This is a genomic window from Gillisia sp. CAL575 (genome assembly GCF_000403785.1).
In the GTDB taxonomy this organism is placed as follows: domain Bacteria; phylum Bacteroidota; class Bacteroidia; order Flavobacteriales; family Flavobacteriaceae; genus Gillisia.
The window spans coordinates 243,664-258,590 of sequence record NZ_APHJ01000054.1 but is presented as its reverse complement, the minus strand read 5'-3'; the positions used below and the strand labels follow the sequence as shown (position 1 = coordinate 258,590).

Sequence of the window (14,927 nt, the reverse complement as noted above, 5' to 3'; positions counted from 1 at the left end):
TTGTCTTATCGAAATAAATGCAAAGGTACTCAATAAGAATCAGTGTAAAAAGCAAACAAAATCTATATGATTTGTTAAAAAATCAGGTTTAAGTTTGCTTATGTAAAATATATGTTGCTATATTTGGAGCATCAACGAACATTCTAAAAATCTATTGCCTATTGCATAAAGTTACTTTTTAAGTTAAAAAATCTAACCTGACGGTATTCTTATATACCCGAAAATAAAGTAACTATTATGAATTACATTAAGGCAACTGATGCTGCGCTTGTGCAAGAGTATATTCAAGGGAATGAAAATGCACTTTCTACTTTAATAAATAGACACCAACAACGTATATATAGTTTCATCTATTCCAAGGTATTTGATAAAGATATCTCTAATGATGTTTTTCAGGATACGTTTATAAAAGTCATCAATACCCTCAAAAAAGGAAAGTATAATGAAGAAGGTAAATTTTTACCTTGGGTAATGCGAATTGCGCATAACCTGGTTATAGATCATTTTAGAAGAAATAAAAGAATGCCCAAGTTCGAGAATCATGGTGACTTCAATATTTTTTCTGTTTTGAGTGATGGCGATCTTAATATTGAAAGGCAAATTATTAAAGACCAAATTGAATTAGATGTTCAAGAATTAATCAAGGAGCTTCCGGAGGATCAGTTGGAAGTTTTAACTATGCGTATCTATAAAGACATGAGTTTTAAGGAGATCTCGGAAAGTACGGGGGTAAGTATTAATACTGCCTTGGGAAGAATGCGATATGCTTTAATCAATTTGCGAAAATTAATTGAGAAACATAACTTAATTTTAACAAATTAATTTATAATAAGAGTACTTTAAATACGTTCTTCATTTAAACTAACTAAAAGTTGACCAAATGAAGCACCTTTACACTAAACCTTCGAAAGGAGAAAAATTGAACACATTGAACCCTAAAAAAGAAACACTTCAGTTTCTTTTAGATTATTCTAAAGCTCTGCGAATTACTAAGTATAAGCAATTGAGTTTCGAGACTATTTTAAATTAATATAATGACCCGTTTTATGCGGGTCTTTTTTATTTTTTTAGTGGATAAGGAATTTAAAATCTCAAAATTTTAGATTCCTCTTTTCTTGTAATATTCCGCAAGAACTTGTTTTCTTCCAATAGTCTTCGTGATAATATCCTTTTCTAAATTCCATGCCCTTGCAGGGGAATATTGCCTTCCATAAAATATAATTTGAAGATGTAATTTGTTCCAAAGTTCTCTAGGGAACAGTCTTTTAGCATCTTTTTCTGTTTGAACCACGTTTTTTCCATTGGTTAAATTCCATCTGTACATTAACCTGTGAATATGAGTGTCTACGGGAAAAGCGGGTATTCCGAATGCCTGTGACATTACCACACTTGCCGTTTTATGACCAACTGCGGGTAAAGATTCTAAAGCTTCAAAACTAGCAGGAACTTCGCCATTATACTTATCTATTAAAATATGTGAAAGTCCGTAAATGCCTTTGGCTTTCATAGGAGATAGTCCAACAGGTTTTATGATCTCACGAATTTCTTCTACAGATAGTTTTATCATTGCATAAGGATTATCTGCTCTTTCAAATAATAATGGGGTTATTTGATTCACTTTTACATCTGTAGATTGTGCAGACATAAGCACGGCGATCAATAAAGTGTAAGGATCTTTATGATCTAAAGGGATAGGAACTTCAGTATAAATTTCATTTAATGTATCTATAACGAATTTTACCTTTTCCTGCTTATTCATAATGCTTAAATTTATGGCTAAAATAAGAATAATGATAAAATTAAAGGTAGGAGATACTGCTCCACAATTTTCGGTAAAAGATCAAGATGGGAATATTGTTAATCTGACAGATTTCCAAGGAAAAAAAGTTGTTTTGTTTTTCTATCCCAAAGCAAGTACTCCAGGGTGTACTGCAGAAGTATGTAATTTGAGAGATAATTGGGAGCAGTTTCAGGAAAAGGGATATCAAATCTTAGGCGTAAGTGCCGATACAGAAAAAAGACAATCTAATTTTAAAAATAAATATGAATTGCCATTTCCATTATTAGCAGATGAAGACAAGGAACTTATAGAAGCTTATGGAGTTTGGGGACCAAAAAAGTTCATGGGGAAAGAATATGATGGAATTCATAGAACTACTTTTGTGATAGATGAAAATGGTCTTATTGAAGATATTATTACTAAGGTAAAAACCAAAGATCACTCGGCGCAGATATTGTAAAGGAAGTTACATTTTGACTTTCTGAGCGTGAGAGTGAGTTTTTTGTGCATATTCAGGATTCAACGTCCATTGAGATTTCTCGACTTCTCTCGAAATGACAATATATGTTATATCATCCCGACGAGAGGAGGGATTTCTAAACAAGAAGATTCGAATTTCATGAACTCTTCGATAAGCCAGAATGACATTTTTTGCCTTTTTTAAACTGGGCTTGTCGATGTTTACAGTTAATGATTACCGTTTAGTTTTCTTTAAACCCTTCGGCAAGCTTAGAATGTCATCATATAGAGGATTTCTTAAGTTTTAAAATGAAATTAGATTTGGCTTCATTAAGATTCTTCAATAGTAGAAACCTCATTTACGATAATTGAATTATTGAATCTTATTAACAGATTTTATAATTGCCTTATCCTTACAATTTTCTATCTCAATTTCAAATTCACCAGATTCTAGCTCTTCAGAAATAAAGTAGATTTTGCATCGCTCTCTCTTAGTATCACTTTTACCAAAATCTACATTCCCGCTTTTAAGTATGATTGTAACTGCAGATGTATCCAGGTTGTTATCAGAGAAATATACAAGAGCATTTTCAGAAAAAACACGCTCCTTATTTCTAATATTTTTAAGGGTTCTGGCATTTGGAGAGTAGTCACAAGAAGCTTTTTTTCCTCCTAGAAAGAACATAAGTATCCCTATTCCCATGATTAAACCCACAGAGAAAAAACCTAGTCTTTGAATAAAATTCATAAATTAAAATATAAGTAAATTGATATCCCGGTAAGAAAGATCAAACCAGTCTGCAATAGATTTATTGGTTAAAATTCCATGGTAAAAGTACAATCCATTTCGCAAACCCTTGTCATATCTCAAAGTATTTTCGAGTCCGCCCTGTTCGGCAATATGCAAAAGGTATGGAGTGAAAATATTACTTATTGAAACTGAAGCTGTTCTAGCATATCTGGAAGGAATGTTAGGAACACAGTAATGTATAACTCCGTGTTTTTTAAAGATAGGCTTGTCGTGGGTTGTAATCTCACTAGTTTCTACACAACCACCCATATCTATACTAACATCTATAATGATAGAACCATTTTTCATGCTCTGTACCATTTGATCAGAAATTAAAATAGGAGAGCGATTCTTTCCTCTAACTGCACCAATAAGAACATCACATCTCCTTAATGCTTTAGATAAATTTTTAGGCTGAATTGTAGATGTATAAAGAGTCCTGCCGATATTTGTCTGTATACTGCGCAAGCGTGTAAGGCTACTATCAAATACTTTTACATTCGCTCCTAAACCAACCGCAGAACGAGCGGCAAATTCTCCTACGGTTCCAGCTCCTAAAATAACAACTTCTACTGGCGGAACACCACTAATGTTTCCAAACATTAATCCGTTCCCTTCAGCATAATTACTCATTATTTCTGAAGCTATTAAAACTGAAGCAGTTCCAGCTATCTCACTCAAAGCTCTAACTGCGGGATAGGACCCATCTTCATCTTTAATAAATTCGAAACCGAGTGCCGTAATACGTTTGGTTGCTAATTTTTGAAAATATTCTTTACATTGAGTTTTTAATTGCAATGCTGAAATTATGGTAGTTTGCGGATTAATCATTCCCAGTTCTTCACTGGAAGGTGGCTCTACTTTAAGTATAGTAGGGCAGGAGAATACCTTTTTTGTATCTTTTGTTACCTCTGCACCAGCATCTGAATAGTCTTTGTCACTAAATCTTGCCCATTTTCCTGCATTAGATTCTATAATCACTCTATGACCGTGAGCGGTAATTGCAGCTACAGCATCTGGAGTTAAACAAACCCTTTTTTCTTGATAGGAAGTTTCTTTTGGAATGCCAATAAATAGCTCTCCTTTATGCTTATAAATTTCCAGAGTTTCTTCCTGCGGAATTAATTGTTCTTTGGTAAATGGAGATGGTTTGTCTATCATGCCTATAGTTGTACAAAAGATTCAAATTACAACATTTTTGGGCAAATAAAGAAGTCTTATTTAATTAAAGTTTACGGTAATAATCTTCTGTAGGTTCTGGTCTAAAATTAAAACCTTGGTGGCGCATAGTATCTATTTCATTCTGCTCACTCGTAGACATGGCTTTTGAGAAAACAGAAACATCCGTTTCATTTAACTCACTAAGATCAATGCCATAAATACGATCGAAAATTTGAATTCTAACTAAATAAACGATTACTAATATTCCAATAAAAAAAGGCGCTAAATAGATTAAACCATCTGTATCCATGAAAAATTGACTATCTAAGTATACATCATCATATACAATAATAACTAATTGATATAAATACATTACTATTGGTACTAATATTGAATGATACCACCAATGTTTGCATGTAAAGAACCAAATAAACAATAAAAATAATGGCGTAATTTTACCGAGATAAGTCCATGCAGCAGTAAGTACATCTTCGTAATATTTACTTTCATATGTAAAAAAAGAATTTTCCCAAACTGGACCGTTTGGGAAAATTTCATATAAATAAAATATATAAGGTGAAAATGCTATTGATAGTGCTATTATACTACCCAGCAGAAGGAACCCTGATGAGCCTTTTATCAACTGCGGTTTTTTGTATTGAGTCATTATTATCGTTTTCTGTAGATGAAGTTACAAAAAAAGTTGCACCAAAAATGGCGGCTGCGAATAAGATAGCTTTGATTTTCATAAGTATAGGTTTTAAAGTTATGTTTCGTATTGATTTCTGAAACAAACCTATAACATTATAATATGCTAATATTAAACGCCTTAATTGTACCTTTGCACCTTTTTTCGAGGCAAAAATAGCCTGTATTTTCGACTATTTTACTTGTCAAAAATAAGCTAAAAATCACCATCTTTCGTTGAATTACGAAAAATTTAAAATCCCACCTTTCAAATGGGCTCATTTTGTGTTATTTTTCTTACACCACTGTTTCCCGATGGTATAGACGTTTTATTGGAATCATTAACAAAACTTTAACATTCTGAACTCATTATCTTTGATAGAAATCTCCAATTTCTGAACATCTTCATCTAATAATTTCTCTATTTTTTGTGGCCATTCAATAAATTTCCAGGTATCTAAATTCAAATAATCTTCAATACCCATGTCTAAAGCCTCCATTTCGTCTTCAATTCGATAAAAATCGAAATGAAAAATTTTGCCTTGATCTGTTTGATATTCATTAACTAGTGAGAAAGTGGGGCTAGACGCCAAATCTGGCGCTCCAAGTGCTTTTACAAGCGCTTTAATAAGAGTGGTTTTCCCTGCTCCCATATCCCCATAAAATAAAAGCGTTTTGCTTTTAACTTCGGAAAGTATTTGCGCAGCAATTCCATCAATTTCTGATAGCTCGTAGGTTAACGTCATTCAAAATTAGATTTAAGGCTCTGTAAAGATATGTAATTTATTATTACCTAGGCAATAAGACCACGAACGGGATGATCATCTCCTCCATAGAAACCCCTCCATGTTGATACGTATTCCGGAAATAATTTACATAATAATTGTAATTATTTGGATAGGCAAAAAAGGAATCTCCTTTTGCAAATATGAAAGAACTACTCATATTGATTGTTGGTAAATGAATTTTCTTGGGATCTTTTGCAGCTAAAACATCTTTATTATCATAAGTGAGGCTTTTACCTGTCTTATATCTAAGATTTAAACTAGTGTTTTTATCTCCTATTACTTTAGAGGGTGTCTTTACATTAATAGTTCCATGATCTGTCGTTAATATCAATTTAAATCCTAGCTGTTGCGCCTGTTGAATAATTTCAAGTAAAGGTGAGTTCTTGAACCAACTTTGTGTTAAGGATCTATAAGATTTATCATTTGATGCCAATTCCTTTATTACTTCCATCTCTGTTTTGGAATGAGAAAGCATATCCACAAAATTATAAACCACTACGGTTAGGTCATTATCTTTTTGCGTCTTGAAATTCTCTACCAACTTTTTACCTGCTTTAAGACTTGTGATCTTATGGTATTCAGATTTAATGTCTAATCCTAATCTTTTTAATTGGGAATCTAAAAATTCTGCTTCAAACATATTTTTCCCTCCATCTTCAGTATCATTAAGCCAGTAATTTGGAAACAACTTTTCCATATCGCTTGGCATTAATCCACTAAATATTGCATTTCGAGCATACTGGGTTGCAGTAGGGAGTATGCTATAAAACGGGGATTCTTGTTCCTTTTTATAATAGTTGTTAATAGTTGGTTCAAAAGATTTCCACTGATCATACCTCATATTATCAACCACTATTAAAAGAGTGGGCTGACTTTTATTAATCTCTGGGACTATTTTTTCTTTGAACAAGGTATGAGACATAATTGGTGCATCCGCATTTTTCTCAAACCAATCTGGATAGTTCTTATCTACAAACTTGCAAAACTGATTATTGGCTTCTAGCTTTTGAGACTCCAAAATTTCGAACATTCCACTATCTTCTATAGTTTCTAATTCCAATTCCCAGTAGATAAGTCGCTGATACAATTCTGCCCATCCTTCAAAAGAATTTACGTCATTCATATCCATAGATATCTTACGAAATTCTTGCTGATAATTAGAAGTAGTTTTTTCTGTAATCAATCTGGAGTGATCCAGATTCTTCTTCAAACTCAATAAAATTTGATTGGGATTAACGGGTTTTATAAGGTAGTCGGCTATTTTAGATCCAATAGCTTCTTCCATAATATATTCTTCTTCACTTTTTGTGATCATCACAACTGGTAAATCGGCTCTCTTTTCCTTTATTTCAGATAAAGTTTCCAATCCTGTTAATCCTGGCATATTTTCATCCAAGAATACAATGTCAAAATTCTGAATATCGATTTGCTCAATCGCTTCGGTACCACTTCTACAAGTAGTCACCTCGTAATTTTTAGATTCTAAAAAGATAATATGTGGTTTAAGCATGTCGATTTCATCGTCTGCCCAAAGTATTTTTATTTTATTCATTTATATTAAATTTATTAGCTAAAACAACACAATAAATCTGCCGTTTTCTTGCTATTAGTGTTCATATGTCCATTTTGGACATCATATATGTATCTTTGTTATAATTCTAAAGAATTTTAAGCTTGACCAAAAGAACAAAACTCAAAATATTTAACGATCCAATTTACGGTTTTATTACTATTCCATCGGAACGTATCTTTAAGATTATTGCACATCCTTACTTTCAAAGATTGCGCCGTATTTCACAAATGGGAATGTCTTATTTGGTTTATCCTGGTGCCCATCATACAAGGTTTCATCACGCATTAGGTGGTTTACATCTAATGCAACAAGCAATAGAAATTCTTCGTTTTAAAGGTATTAAGATAAATGCAGAAGAGGAAGAGGGATTACAAATAGCTATTTTATTACATGATATTGGGCATGGACCTTTTTCTCATGCCATGGAGCATAGCATTGTAGAAGGGGTATCACATGAATGTATTTCTCTCCTATTTATGGAAGAAATGAATGTTGTATTTAACCAAAGTTTAACTTTAGCAATTGACATTTTTAAGGGTAGTTATTCCAGAAAATTTATGAATCAGTTAGTATCTAGTCAATTAGATATGGATAGATTGGATTACTTAAAGCGCGATAGTTTTTATACTGGAGTGCCTGAGGGTAATATAAATAGTGAGCGAATTATCACTATGCTGAATGTGGTGGATGATCATTTAGTTATTGAGGAAAAAGGAATTTATTCTGTAGAAAAATTCCTAGTTGCAAGAAGGTTGATGTATTGGCAGGTTTATCTACATAAGACTGGCGTTGCTGCGGAACAATTACTCATAAGAGTATTAATGAGAGCTAAAGAGTTAATAGAGCGTGGAGAAAACCTATCTAGCAGCCCAGCATTATCTTATTTCTTACATAATAAGGTAACTTTAGATAAGTTTGATTCAGATACTTTAGGAACATTTGCAAAGTTGGATGATTATGATATTGTTTCAGCCATGAAAGAATGGATGGAATATGACGACTTTGTACTGAGTAATCTTTGTAAAATGTTACTCAATCGAGACTTATTGAAAGTAAAGTTGAAAAAGAAAAAGATCAACCCAGAAAAACTTAAAAAGCATGCACAAGCGCTTCAGAAGAAATATTCTATAACAGAAGAAGAAGCGAATTATTTTGTTTTTAGTGGTGAGATTTCCAATGTTGCTTATTCCAGTGAAAATGATAAGATTCAGATATTACACAGAAATGGAAAAATAAGTGATGTAGCCAAAGCTTCAGATCAATTAAATCTGGTTGCACTTTCTACAGAAGTGACTAAATATTATATCTGTTATCCAAAGTCTATACGTTAACAATTTTTTTTACTTTTGCCAGAATGAAATTTACTGCATTACAAATAGCTGAATTATTAAATGGTACTGTTGATGGGAATCCCGAAACAGAAGTTGATAGGTTGGCGAAAATTGAAGAAGGCACAAAAGGTTCTCTTACTTTTTTAAGTAACCCTAAGTATACTTCTTATATTTATTCTACTAATGCTTCTATAGCAATAGTTAGTGATGAGTTTAGTATAGATCAAGAAATTAATACAACCTTAATTAGGGTTAAAGATCCATATAAAGCATTTTCTACTTTACTGGAATATTACAATCAAGTGAAATTGAATAAAACAGGAATAGAACAACCAAATTTTATGGCAGAATCCTCTACTTATGGGGAGAATATTTATTTAGGGGCATTTTCATATGTTGGTGAAAATGTAAAAATTGGAGATGATGTAAAGATCTTTCCTAATACATATATAGGAGATAATGTTACAATAGGAGATAACACAGTTATATTCCCGGGAGTTAAGATTTATTCTGAAACGATAATTGGGAAATTTTGTGTGCTTCATGCTGGAGTAGTAGTGGGTGCAGATGGTTTTGGGTTTAGCCCGGGAGAAAATGGAGAGTATCAAAAAGTGCCTCAAATAGGAAATGTTATTATAGAAGATAATGTAGACATTGGAGCGGGCACAACAATAGATAGAGCTACCTTAGGTTCTACAATTATAAGAAGTGGTGTAAAACTGGATAATCAAATCCAAATTGCTCATAATGTAGAAATTGGGAATAATACTGCAATTGCAGCACAAACCGGAATTGCTGGATCCACAAAAATTGGCAAGAATTGTTTGATTGGTGGACAAGTCGGTTTAGCGGGACATTTGACAATTGGAGATAGAGTTAAAATTCAGGCGCAGTCTGGAATTGGAAGAAATATAGCAGACAATGAAGTAATTCAAGGTTCGCCCGCATTTGGATATGGAGATTTTAATAAGTCTTATGTACACTTTAAGAACCTTCCGAAAATAGTTAATAGATTAAATAAATTAGAAAAAAAAATATAGAATGGGTGAAATCCTTTCAAAACAGCAAACTATAAAGAATGAGATCTCTTTAAAAGGGGTTGGACTTCATACAGGTAAAGAAGTAACAATTACTTTTAAACCGGCAGCTGAAAATACAGGGTATGTTTTTAAGAGAATGGACTTGGAAAACCAACCTACTATTGAGGCAGATGTTACTTATGTTGTAAATACACAGCGTGGTACCAATCTTGAAAAAGATGGTGTAACTATCCAAACCTCAGAACATGTTCTTGCAGCTTGTGTAGGCTTAGAAATTGACAATCTTATAATAGAGCTTAATGCCTCTGAACCTCCTATTATGGATGGCTCTTCCAAATTTTTTGTAGAAGCATTAGAAAAGGCGGGAATAGTTACCCAAGATGCAGAAAGAGAAGAATTTATAGTTAGTGAAGTTATTTGTTTTAAAGACGAAGAAACTGGTAGTGAATTGATCATAATGCCTTCCGAGACTTATCAAGTTACTACGATGGTTGATTTTGGAACTAAAGTATTAGGGACTCAAAATGCTTCGCTAAATAAGTTATCCGATTTTAAATCTGAAATAGCTGATGCTCGTACTTTCAGTTTTTTACATGAAATTGAAACATTATTAGAACATGGCCTTATAAAAGGTGGAGATCTAAATAATGCAATTGTTTATGTAGACAAAGAACTTAGTCCGGAAACAATGGCTAAACTGAGAACTGCTTTTAAAAAAGATAACATTTCAGTAAAACCAAATGGAATTCTAGACAACCTTACCTTACATTATCCAAATGAAGCAGCTAGGCATAAATTACTAGATGTACTTGGTGATCTAGCTTTAATAGGTACTCGTATTAGAGGGAAGGTAATTGCTACAAAACCGGGACATGAAGTAAACACTCAATTTGCTAAAAAGCTAGCTAAGATCATTAAAACGGAGCGCAGAAATAATGTTCCTAAAATAGATTTTGAGAAACCGCCATTGATGGATGTTAATGACATCATGAATATTTTGCCTCACCGTGCTCCATTTTTATTGGTAGATAAAATTTATTCTCTTACACCAACATGTGTTATTGGGATGAAGAATGTTACGATGAATGAGCCTTTTTTCGTTGGTCATTTTCCTGGGAAACCGGTAATGCCAGGTGTATTACAAGTGGAGGCAATGGCACAAACTGGTGGGATTCTTGCTTTGAAATCTGTACCAGATCCAGAGAATTACCTTACATTTTTCATGAAAATAGATAATGTAAAATTCAAACAGCAAGTGGTTCCGGGAGATACTTTGATTTTTAAATTAGAATTATTAGCTCCAATTAGAAGAGGAATTTGCCAGATGCAAGGATATGCCTATGTAAATGGGAAATTAGTAACAGAGGCTATTTTGATGGCTCAAATTGTAAAAAATAAATAAGTCATTATGAATCAGCCTTTAGCTTACGTACATCCTGGAGCAAAAATTGCGAAAAATGTTGTTATAGAGCCTTTTACTACTATTCATAACAATGTTGTTATAGGGGAAGGAACTTGGATAGGTTCTAATGTAACCATTATGGAAGGTGCCAGAATTGGAAAGAATTGCAGTATTTTTCCCGGAGCAGTAATTTCTGCAGTACCTCAGGATAAGAAATTTAATGACGAGGAAACTACAACAGAGATAGGTGATAATACCACCATTAGGGAATGTGTGACTATTAATCGAGGGACTACAGATAGGATGAAGACCGTAATTGGCAAGAATTGTTGGATAATGGCTTATTGCCATATTGCGCATGACTGTATAGTGGGAGATAACTGTATTTTTTCTAACAATAGTACCTTGGCAGGACATATTAATGTAGGAGACTATGTTATATTAGCAGGAATGGCTGCTATCCAACAGTTTTGTAGTATTGGAAATCATGCTTTTGTAACAGGTGGATCTATGGTAAGAAAAGATGTACCGCCATTTGTAAAGGCTGGGCGCGAACCTCTTTCTTATGTTGGTATAAATTCTATAGGCCTAAGACGCCGAGGTTTTAACGTTGAAAAAATTAGAGAGATTCAAGATATCTATAGGATATTATATCAAAAAAATTATAATAATTCTCAGGCAGTAGCTATAATTGAAGCAGAAATGCAAGCAACAGCAGAACGAGATGAGATCTTGGAATTTATCAAGAACTCTCAACGTGGAATTATGAAAGGATATTTTAGTTCAAATTAAATTATATAAGAATGGCAAGTACAAGTGATATTAGAAATGGATTATGTATCCGTTATAATCATGACATCTATAAGGTAATAGAGTTTTTACACGTTAAACCAGGAAAAGGACCTGCATTTGTTAGAACTAAATTAAAAAGTGTTACCTCTGGAAAAGTTTTAGATAATACTTTTTCCGCAGGACATAAAATTGAAGACGTAAGAGTAGAAACTCATAAATTTCAGTTCTTATACCATGATGGAGAATTTTTTCACTTCATGAATGTTGAAGATTATACCCAGATTCGTTTATTGGAAAATGCTTTAGACATGCCAAAACTTCTTAAGGAAGGTGAAGTTGTTACGGTATTAATAAATACTGAAGATAATATGCCTCTTACTGTAGATATGCCGGCAAGTGTGATTCTTGAGGTTACCCATACAGAACCTGGAGTAAAAGGGAATACGGCAACAAATGCAACTAAACCTGCTACTGTAGAAACCGGGGCAGAGGTAAATGTTCCTCTTTTTATAAATGAAGGAGACAAGATAAAAATCGAGACAGAAAAAGGAACTTACAAGGAGCGTGTAAAAGAATAATTTTATTAAATTATCATTATAACTTATTAAAGTTAGGAGCATTTATAATTAATGTTCCTAACTTTTGTTTTTTAATGAATATCACTTAAGTTTGGTCTACTTTAAAATAACTTAATTGTTTGATTAAAATATGAAATTTCCTCAGCAACATACGCTTCAGCAAATAGCTACAATCATTGCATCAACTTATGTTGGTGAGTCCGATTTTCCGGTTTTTGGAATGAATGAGATCCATGTAGTTACAGATGGTGATATTGTTTTTGTAGATCACCCTAAATATTACGAAAAAGCTTTAAATTCTGCTGCTACCATTATTCTCATAAATAAAGAAGTGGACTGCCCTCAAGGAAAAGCGCTTCTTATTTCCGATGATCCTTTTAGAGATTTTAATAAACTAACTGAATATTTTAAACCTTTTGAAAAAGCTTCATCTAAAATTGCAGATTCAGCTCAAATAGGTCAAAATACGATCATTCAACCAAATGCTTTCATTGGTAATAATGTTAAAATTGGAGATAATTGCGTGATCCATTCTAATGTATGTATTTACGATAATGCCATAATAGGTAATAATGTAATTGTACACGCAGGCACTGTTTTGGGAGCAGATGCTTTCTATTTTAAAAACAGACCAAGCGGTTATGATAAACTTCTTTCTGGTGGGAGAGTGGTGATAGATCATGATGTGGAAATCGGAGCCTTGTGTACCATAGACAAAGGTGTTTCTGGAGATACATTTATTGGTGCTGGTACTAAGTTAGATAATCAGGTTCAAATTGGTCACGATACTATTATTGGTAAAAAATGTCTTATAGCTTCACAAGCGGGAATTGCAGGTTGTGTAATTATTGAAGATGAAGTTACTATTTGGGGACAAGTTGGAATTAGAAGTGATATAAGGATTAAAAAAGGAACCGTATTAATGGCTCAGTCTGGAGTTTCTAAAACTACTGAAGAAAATACAAGTTATTGGGGTTCTCCAGCTCAAGAATTTAGAACAAAATTAAGACAAATGGCGGCAGTAAAAATGCTGCCCGGAATTATAGATAAATTAAAATAGAAATAATATGGCTTCAAGCGAAAAAGCACTTGTAGAATCCTTTTATACTTCAGAATTTTATAAAGATCCTTCACAAGTATCTAAACATTTTCACCCTGATGCAGAGTTATTCTGGAACAGCAGTGCAGGTTTTAATAAAATGGATGTCAAAGATCTAGAGGAGATCTGTACAGAAATGGCTAAGTCTTTTGAATATATTAGACCCGAAATAAGTCATTTATTACAAGATAATAAATCGGTTACTATTAGAATCACTTTTTATACAAAAACCATAGAGAATCCAGATGAAGAAATTCCATTGACACATATGGTTGCTATTTGGGAAATAAAGGATGGAAAAATGTATAAAGGATATCAAATGAGCCAACCTGCAGACGATTCTCCAGATAATCTAAGGTCTTTTATGGCAATAAACTTATAAAAAGGTTTTAAGGTTTCTATTTAAACACTTACTTTTGCAAAGCAAAAATTATAACAATTATGAGCGTTTTAGTCAATAAAGATTCAAAGATATTAGTTCAAGGTTTCACAGGGAGCGAAGGTACGTTTCATGCTGAACAAATGATAGAATATGGGACCAATGTTGTTGGAGGAGTAACTCCAGGAAAAGGTGGACAATCTCATTTAAATAAACCAGTTTTTAACACTGTTTCTCAGGCAGTAGAAGAAACCGGAGCAAATGTTTCCATAATTTTTGTACCACCTGCTTTTGCTGCAGATGCAATAATGGAAGCTGCAGATGCTGGAATTGAAGTAATTATTACAATTACTGAAGGTATTCCGGTTTCTGATATGATCAAAGTAAGTAATTATATTAAAAATAGATCTTGTAGACTTGTTGGACCTAACTGTCCAGGGGTAATTACTCCAGGTGAAGCGAAAGTTGGAATTATGCCAGGTTTTGTTTTCAAAAAAGGAAAAATAGGAATTGTATCTAAATCTGGAACGCTTACTTATGAAGCTGCAGATCAGGTTGTAAAACAAGGTTTAGGAATCTCTACTGCAATTGGTATTGGTGGAGATCCAATTATTGGAACAACTACTAAAGAAGCAGTAGAATTGTTGATGAATGATGATGAAACTGAGTGTATCGTTATGATTGGTGAAATTGGAGGTCAATTGGAAGCAGATGCTGCTCAATGGATCAAGGCTAATGGTAATAGAAAACCAGTTATTGGATTTATTGCAGGAGAAACTGCACCAGCAGGTCGTACAATGGGACATGCAGGAGCAATTGTAGGTGGAAGTGAAGATACTGCACAGGCTAAAAAAGCAATTCTTCGTGAAAACGGAATTCATGTAGTAGATTCACCTGCAGAAATTGGTAAAAAAGTTGCAGAAGTTCTTAACTCTGTGAATGCATAGTTAACTACATTTCAATATATTTTAATAAAACCTCTTAATTCCTCAGTAAATGAGTAATTTCAAGAGGTTTTATTATTTTATTGCTTTTTGGTTTTGCTATATTTGAATCTGATAATTAGAT

At 33.1% G+C, this 14,927-nt stretch carries 17 protein-coding genes; 11 read left to right on the top strand and 6 right to left on the bottom strand.

Annotated features, from left to right (window positions below):
* The first annotated feature begins 237 nt into the window (after nucleotides 1-237).
* Complete coding sequence (locus I130_RS15875) at nucleotides 238-822, top strand: RNA polymerase sigma factor (protein ID WP_034925543.1); 585 nt, start codon at nucleotides 238-240, stop codon at nucleotides 820-822.
* Between the two features lie 58 nt (nucleotides 823-880).
* On the top strand, nucleotides 881-1,030 hold the full coding sequence (locus tag I130_RS16745) for a hypothetical protein (protein ID WP_198012067.1): 150 nt from the start codon (nucleotides 881-883) through the stop codon (nucleotides 1,028-1,030).
* A gap of 69 nt (nucleotides 1,031-1,099) precedes the next feature.
* On the opposite strand, the gene I130_RS15870 is transcribed toward I130_RS16745, so the two are convergent.
* Nucleotides 1,100-1,759 carry an endonuclease III domain-containing protein gene (locus I130_RS15870; protein WP_034925540.1) on the bottom strand — a complete coding sequence of 220 codons (660 nt, stop codon included), beginning with the start codon at nucleotides 1,757-1,759 and terminating at the stop codon, nucleotides 1,100-1,102.
* 31 nt (nucleotides 1,760-1,790) lie between these two features.
* Here I130_RS15870 and bcp point away from each other — a divergent pair, with 31 nt between their 5' ends.
* Nucleotides 1,791-2,240, top strand: coding sequence for a thioredoxin-dependent thiol peroxidase (bcp, locus tag I130_RS15865; protein ID WP_034925742.1), 450 nt, complete (start codon nucleotides 1,791-1,793; stop codon nucleotides 2,238-2,240).
* Nucleotides 2,241-2,612: 372 nt separating this feature from the next.
* Here bcp and I130_RS15860 read toward each other — a convergent pair whose 3' ends face one another.
* The 5 genes from I130_RS15860 to I130_RS15840 form a co-directional block, all read right to left on the bottom strand.
* Complete coding sequence (locus I130_RS15860) at nucleotides 2,613-2,987, bottom strand: hypothetical protein (RefSeq protein WP_034925537.1); 375 nt, start codon at nucleotides 2,985-2,987, stop codon at nucleotides 2,613-2,615.
* A 3-nt stretch (nucleotides 2,988-2,990) separates the two neighbouring features.
* A complete protein-coding gene (locus I130_RS15855; RefSeq protein WP_034925534.1) occupies nucleotides 2,991-4,190 on the bottom strand; it encodes an alanine dehydrogenase in 1,200 nt (399 codons plus the stop codon).
* Between the two features lie 64 nt (nucleotides 4,191-4,254).
* Entirely contained in the window at nucleotides 4,255-4,857 is a 603-nt protein-coding gene (locus I130_RS15850; RefSeq protein ID WP_034925532.1) for a hypothetical protein, read from the bottom strand.
* Between the two features lie 361 nt (nucleotides 4,858-5,218).
* Entirely contained in the window at nucleotides 5,219-5,623 is a 405-nt protein-coding gene (gene tsaE / locus I130_RS15845; protein WP_034925529.1) for a tRNA (adenosine(37)-N6)-threonylcarbamoyltransferase complex ATPase subunit type 1 TsaE, read from the bottom strand.
* Nucleotides 5,624-5,666: 43 nt separating this feature from the next.
* Nucleotides 5,667-7,217, bottom strand: coding sequence for a bifunctional response regulator/alkaline phosphatase family protein (locus I130_RS15840; protein WP_034925526.1), 1,551 nt, complete (start codon nucleotides 7,215-7,217; stop codon nucleotides 5,667-5,669).
* A 122-nt stretch (nucleotides 7,218-7,339) separates the two neighbouring features.
* Between I130_RS15840 and I130_RS15835 the strand changes: the two genes are divergently transcribed.
* The 8 genes from I130_RS15835 to sucD all read left to right on the top strand — a co-directional run bounded on the left by I130_RS15835 (nucleotide 7,340) and on the right by sucD (nucleotide 14,806).
* Nucleotides 7,340-8,569, top strand: coding sequence for an HD domain-containing protein (locus tag I130_RS15835; RefSeq protein ID WP_034925523.1), 1,230 nt, complete (start codon nucleotides 7,340-7,342; stop codon nucleotides 8,567-8,569).
* A 23-nt stretch (nucleotides 8,570-8,592) separates the two neighbouring features.
* Complete coding sequence (gene lpxD, locus I130_RS15830) at nucleotides 8,593-9,609, top strand: UDP-3-O-(3-hydroxymyristoyl)glucosamine N-acyltransferase (RefSeq protein ID WP_034925521.1); 1,017 nt, start codon at nucleotides 8,593-8,595, stop codon at nucleotides 9,607-9,609.
* Nucleotide 9,610: 1 nt separating this feature from the next.
* The gene (locus I130_RS15825) at nucleotides 9,611-11,011 is read left to right on the top strand and encodes a bifunctional UDP-3-O-[3-hydroxymyristoyl] N-acetylglucosamine deacetylase/3-hydroxyacyl-ACP dehydratase (RefSeq protein ID WP_034925518.1); all 1,401 of its coding nucleotides are present in this window, start codon (nucleotides 9,611-9,613) and stop codon (nucleotides 11,009-11,011) included.
* A gap of 6 nt (nucleotides 11,012-11,017) precedes the next feature.
* On the top strand, nucleotides 11,018-11,803 hold the full coding sequence (lpxA, locus tag I130_RS15820; RefSeq protein WP_034925516.1) for an acyl-ACP--UDP-N-acetylglucosamine O-acyltransferase: 786 nt from the start codon (nucleotides 11,018-11,020) through the stop codon (nucleotides 11,801-11,803).
* 11 nt (nucleotides 11,804-11,814) lie between these two features.
* Nucleotides 11,815-12,381, top strand: coding sequence for an elongation factor P (gene efp / locus I130_RS15815; protein WP_034925513.1), 567 nt, complete (start codon nucleotides 11,815-11,817; stop codon nucleotides 12,379-12,381).
* 130 nt (nucleotides 12,382-12,511) lie between these two features.
* Nucleotides 12,512-13,441, top strand: coding sequence for a UDP-3-O-(3-hydroxymyristoyl)glucosamine N-acyltransferase (locus I130_RS15810; RefSeq protein WP_034925511.1), 930 nt, complete (start codon nucleotides 12,512-12,514; stop codon nucleotides 13,439-13,441).
* 7 nt (nucleotides 13,442-13,448) lie between these two features.
* Nucleotides 13,449-13,862 carry a nuclear transport factor 2 family protein gene (locus I130_RS15805; RefSeq protein WP_034925508.1) on the top strand — a complete coding sequence of 138 codons (414 nt, stop codon included), beginning with the start codon at nucleotides 13,449-13,451 and terminating at the stop codon, nucleotides 13,860-13,862.
* Nucleotides 13,863-13,921: 59 nt separating this feature from the next.
* Entirely contained in the window at nucleotides 13,922-14,806 is an 885-nt protein-coding gene (gene sucD, locus I130_RS15800) for a succinate--CoA ligase subunit alpha (RefSeq protein WP_034925505.1), read from the top strand.
* Nucleotides 14,807-14,927 lie beyond the last annotated feature (121 nt).